This is a genomic window from Bartonella sp. AA18HLJMS, assembly GCF_042197245.1.
Lineage (GTDB): Bacteria > Pseudomonadota > Alphaproteobacteria > Rhizobiales > Rhizobiaceae > Bartonella.
The window spans coordinates 1-5,120 of record NZ_JBHIRP010000036.1; the positions used below are offsets into that span (position 1 = coordinate 1).

The 5,120-nt window shown below is 40.3% G+C and carries 5 protein-coding genes and 3 pseudogenes; all 8 read right to left on the reverse strand.

The features are described from left to right. Window positions 1-99 (reverse strand): annotated as a pseudogene (locus tag ACFINW_RS09380) (glycoside hydrolase family protein); the annotation flags it as partial. Next, a pseudogene (locus tag ACFINW_RS09385) lies at window positions 94-1,105 on the reverse strand (hypothetical protein); the annotation flags it as partial. The pseudogenes ACFINW_RS09380 and ACFINW_RS09385, both read right to left, overlap by 6 nt. Before the next feature lie 728 nt (window positions 1,106-1,833). Further along, window positions 1,834-2,310, reverse strand: a complete 477-nt coding sequence (locus ACFINW_RS09390; RefSeq protein WP_375641124.1) for a hypothetical protein — start codon at window positions 2,308-2,310, stop codon at window positions 1,834-1,836. Between the two features lie 64 nt (window positions 2,311-2,374). Further along, entirely contained in the window at window positions 2,375-2,503 is a 129-nt protein-coding gene (locus ACFINW_RS09395) for a hypothetical protein (protein ID WP_375620637.1), read from the reverse strand. Next, entirely contained in the window at window positions 2,491-2,889 is a 399-nt protein-coding gene (locus ACFINW_RS09400) for a hypothetical protein (protein ID WP_375641125.1), read from the reverse strand. The genes ACFINW_RS09395 and ACFINW_RS09400 overlap by 13 nt, the downstream gene beginning before the upstream one ends. Beyond that, window positions 2,886-3,650 (reverse strand): hypothetical protein, encoded by a 765-nt coding sequence (locus ACFINW_RS09405; protein ID WP_375641126.1) that lies wholly within the window; start codon window positions 3,648-3,650, stop codon window positions 2,886-2,888. The genes ACFINW_RS09400 and ACFINW_RS09405 overlap by 4 nt, the downstream gene beginning before the upstream one ends. A 15-nt stretch (window positions 3,651-3,665) precedes the next feature. After that, window positions 3,666-4,070, reverse strand: a complete 405-nt coding sequence (locus tag ACFINW_RS09410) for a hypothetical protein (RefSeq protein WP_375641127.1) — start codon at window positions 4,068-4,070, stop codon at window positions 3,666-3,668. After that, window positions 4,067-5,120, reverse strand: a pseudogene (locus tag ACFINW_RS09415) (filamentous hemagglutinin); the annotation flags it as partial. The gene ACFINW_RS09410 and the pseudogene ACFINW_RS09415, both read right to left, overlap by 4 nt.

Here is a 5,120-nt window from a genome sequence, read left to right on the forward strand (position 1 = left end):
GTACGAGACCTTGTAAACGTTTGCCTCCCGCTTTGGTCCATTTCTGCAATTCGGTTGGTACCGCTTCATAATCCCCCGATTAAGCCTTTTAAGTAGTGTTCTATAGCCTTCTTGAGAGCTTAACGTGCTGCCTATGATTTTCATGACAAAATCTGGATATTGCGTGAGTGCTTGCGCATCTTCATCGCTATACCCTTTAGAGCGTAAAAATTGCAAAGTTTGTTTATGTTGTGCGCGTTCCTTGTTGCCCTGCCGCATAAGGATAGATGCATTTGAAAAACTTTCTTGTGGTGTCTTTCCTAACGCAAGCTCTGCAAAAAAATCCATTAAATGCTCGGAAAATTCTGATTTTCTAAAACGCTCCCATAAGCTACTTGGATTTGCTCCTGTCTGAACAAAGTTATCAAGTGACTTGATATAATCTGTTTTTTGTTCAAGATCACCACTTGCTTTTAAATGCTCCTCTTCTGGTAAGTGTGCATTCAAATGTTTTTCTTCTCCTATAGGTGCATCAAAAAGCTTTTCCTCATCATTTCCAGAATCATTTTTCAAAGAGTTTTCCGCTATAGATTTCTCATTAAGTTGAGCAATATAATCCATCACATTTTTTTGCTGTCGCCCAGCTTCATCCCACTAGACTGATCAATGTTCCCAACAAGTGGAGATTGAGGAATCATTGATGCAACACCTCTCTGCTCTGAAAAATCATGTTTTTGTTGCTCTGGTACCTCTTGTATCTTAACAGTATCCTTTGAAACATCCGGCAATGGAGGCATTTGGCGCTTTAAATCATCTGTAGACATAATCAATTCTGCTGGCGTTTTTTCCCAGCTTGTTCTGTCCCTGCTTGAGAACCGCAAATAAGCTCTGTAGGACTCAATTTTTGCGGAGTATTATCCCCATTGCTCGCATCAAAAGGGTCTGTGCGACAAGCAGCCCGTTCTAAAAAACTTGGCTTGTATCGTCCTTCCAACGGCGTGCTTGGAGGCATCGAGCATTGTTGCAATAAATATCTAGGTAACTGCGGTATAACCTGATACATTAAAGGACGCAAAAATTTTGGATCAAACAACTTTAAAAGAGAATTTGTGTTTTCTTGTTCCATCACTGCACCCTTTCCATCTCACAGCCACGCTTGCTATAATCTACATGCACAAAACCTATCGCCTTATGCAAGAAAACAGCTTCAGGTTTTGACTTCAAAACATCTTGTGCCATCACCCCGCGATAACGCTCTGGATAGCCCCTGTAGTTATACTCATAGAGTTTGTATCCATCTCGCTGCCCTACTCGTACGATATTTTCTTTCGCTCTGATGTTGCTAAGCCCAGCAAAAGTACCAAGGATAGTTCCAACATTTCCAACAATCTCCTACGGATTAGTTTTTTTATATAACAAAATATTGATTTATAATAATAATCTAGCGTTATTTATATTGAATTAGCCTCCCGAATAACGTAGGATTCTCTCATTTCAAATCTGTTTATCTTGAATCAATCAAAATCACTTGCTTGCACATCATAAGCGGGGCTGATGTGTGGGTAAAAACTATAGAAGAAAGGAGTAAAAATGATTCTTATGAATCGTCTTAAGAGCCAAGGGCTGTAGCAACACCCACGAGCTGGTTTTGTACACTTTCAAAAATGATATCTTTACCTTCTCCCAAGGTGATATTCCCGCTCTGCTCACCATTTTCATAAACAGGATTGGTCCCAGCGATAATATCGGCTCCAACACCATGAATGCTGCCTTATTTAAAGTGTCATCCGCTTGAATAAAGAAGGAGACGGCTTTGATCCCCTACTTCATTCGTGATTTTATCCAACGACCTTTTTAACGATGGGGAGGACGCTTTGGTGATCGCTTTTGTAAAGCTTTTTGCTTTTGCTGACGTTTTTTTTCATCCTCAAAATGCGTTAGTAAAGCCCGTTCCTGTTTCGTTTTGTTGGTCACACCAAAGGTGTCATTGTCCATAAATTGCTGATATCCTGCTATCATTAAATTGCTTAGGAATGAGCCACTTTTGGGAGGTTGTGTAAAATAGAGCCCTTTTGAATTTTGCAATTTATACCGGAAACCTGCTTTTTTCATGCACTCATAAACTGAGGCAAATTCACTCGCATACGAATTCATATCACTAGAAGAAGCATAAACCGGTTTCCAACCACATTTTGATAAGGATTGTTGGATCATCGCTTTATCGACACCTGGTTTTTCCCATAATGCTAAAGTTGATGGAGGAGGTTGGTTAACACATCCAGCTGTATTTAAGAGAGCTATGCAACTCAATAGTTTTAAGATTTTCTTCATTATTCCCCTCCTTCAGTGGGTTTCTTTACAATAAAACAGCTCGGAAGCTTGTTGATATTTTCTGTCACCGCTGCTTAAAACAACGGTGAACAATATTGAGATGATGGATTGAGGGAACAGTCCCGCCATTCCAAGAGAAGGCAAGGATAGCGGATTGTTGATCATCACAAACAGCAAGACTTAAGGCTCGCATTCAGGTTGTTCTGGATGCTTTGTACAAAAAGGGCTGTTCAAGCGCTTCTTGACACTGCGCTGTGGTATGACAGCACCTGGACGACAAATCGGCAAGTTTTTCTCTTTAAAAGTATAACACCAGTTACCCCTCCCTTTATAGTGGAATCCTGCTTGGAGCATGCAGGCATAAGTTGTTTCTTTAGCATTAATGCTCTGCTGTTGGTTTTCTGGAAAAACATCATAAGGGGTTGGCATACCACATTCTAACAATGCTTTTCCTATCTCCGTAAAATCTGCTCCAGACTTCTCCCACATACTTAGATACCCTGGAGGAGGCTTATCGATGTTACATCCAGCTACACTAACCAAAACTATTCCGCTTAATAATTTCAAGATTTGTTTCATTTTTTCCTCCCTGAATATTTTGAATAAATTGGCGTACGATTAGGTAATCCATAGAACTTTGTACAAGCATCACTTGGATGTCCATAACAATCATGGACACTGGGGTAGCCCTTAAATATTTGCCATGCTCCTTTCCAGGGACCACTTCCAGGAGGTATTTGTTCAAAAGTGTAAGGATTTTTGCCAATCTTTGTACCCACAAAGTCATTTTTATGATTTTCCAAGTTTACGTAATCCTGCTTTCCATCACTTAAGATATATAACGTATCTGCCATGTTTTGAGTATTATAAGCTGGTCCAAAGAAATTAATCGTTGTTTTCTTTGCTATACCATGAACACCATGCTTTTCTAAATCATGCGATCCATTGCCCGCTGTCATACTGCCGCGGCTATGCGCATCAGTATGCAATCCTATATTGCCAAGGCTATACAACAGATTCTGGTACTTCTTCGTCGAATTGGTCAAAATACCCAACTTACCTTCTAGAGCATACTGATACCCTGCAATGAACAACTCTACCAAGAACGAATCGCTATGAGGGAACATCAGAAAATAGTGCGGATCATTCTTGTTATCAGCCAACTGAACCGCATTATGGGCTGCGTCATCTGGTGTTGTAAAAATACCATTGAGAAAAACATGAACCTTGCCATCAGAACCTTTTTGTAAATTCTGTTGTTCTTCAGGCGTTAAATAATGTGCGTGAGGAAGCAATCCTGCCATTTCAAGCCAAGGCAAAGATGGCGGTTTGTTGATCATCACAAACAGCAAAACTTAAGGTTGGCATTCATCCGCATTTTTATACCTTTTACAAAAAGGGCTGTTTAAGCGCTTTTCGACACTTCTCTTCGGGATGACAGCACCAGGCTGACAAATGGGAAGGTCTTTATAATTATAGCACCAATACGGACCACCGTATCTATCACGAAATCCTGCTTGGACCATACAAGCATCAATGGATGCCATTTGATTTAAACTGAGGTTTCTATTTTCTGAATCAGGATCGATAAGACTCGGCATTCCACATTCTAATAAGGCTTTTCCTATCTCAGTAAAATCTGCTCCCGCCTTCAACCACCCATGTACTTCCCCTGGAGGAGGTTTGTCAATATTTGATATGTCACATCCAGAGATACTTAACAGAACTATTCCACTTAATAATTTAAACAGTGTATTCATTTTTTTCTCCATAAATAACCTAAACCTAAATTATCTAAAATTGCATAAGGTGCATAAATTTTTGCATTATGATGTATTCCATAATTATCTTGACATTTTTTCCCCGCATTACCATAACACTTATGGGTACTAGGGTTATGCCCGATGAACGCTCCCCCTTGCTCTATCATTGGAGTTGCTGGTGGAAATATTGCATAAGGGAACCTCAAGGGTACCTTATAAGCAGTAGGTGGATTGTGACCAAATCCTGTACCTATGGGATCGAATATATGGTTTTGTAAGTAAATATGATCTTTTTTACCATCACTCACATAATAGAGTGCATTCGCTATTGATTGAGAGTTATCAGCTGGTCCAAAAAGATAGATATCTGTTTTTTCTGCTATACCGTGAATGCCACGCTGTTCAAAGTCACGCATTCCATTGCCCACTGTCAAACTACCACGGCTATGCGCACTAACAATCGCCCCTGTATTGCCATAACGATAGATAAAATCTTGTAACTTCTTGGTCGAATTACTCCATCTCCCAAAATATTCATAAATCGCTACTCCGTACTCTACGAGCCTGTCTTTAGCTTGTGGGTGGTATGTAAAATAAAGGGGTTCATGTTCATTATCAGCTAAGTGGACAGCATTACCGGCTGCTTCATCTGGTGTGTTAAAAATACCATTATAGAACATACGCCTGTTGCCATCAGAGCCAGCTTGTAAATACTGCTCATCTTCAGCATTTAAAAAGTGATACAGAGTAATATATTCTCCATCGCTGTCTTTTATAGGTTCTCCATTTTCATCGGTTAAATAGAGGACATTGCCATTTTCATCATGCAAAATCTCACCCACTGGATGTTCTTTAACATTTGCGACTTCGCGCACTTTGTCCCAGTATCCTAATCCTTCATCCGATAAATCATTGATCATATCTACGCGATTATGTACTACCCCCTCAAGCGATGCGACATCTAGCTGTCCTACTGCTTGGTGTGCTGCTGCGGTGTTGCGGTTGAGAGAGCCAATGATTTGTCCAGCATCTTGCCCCATCGCCCTC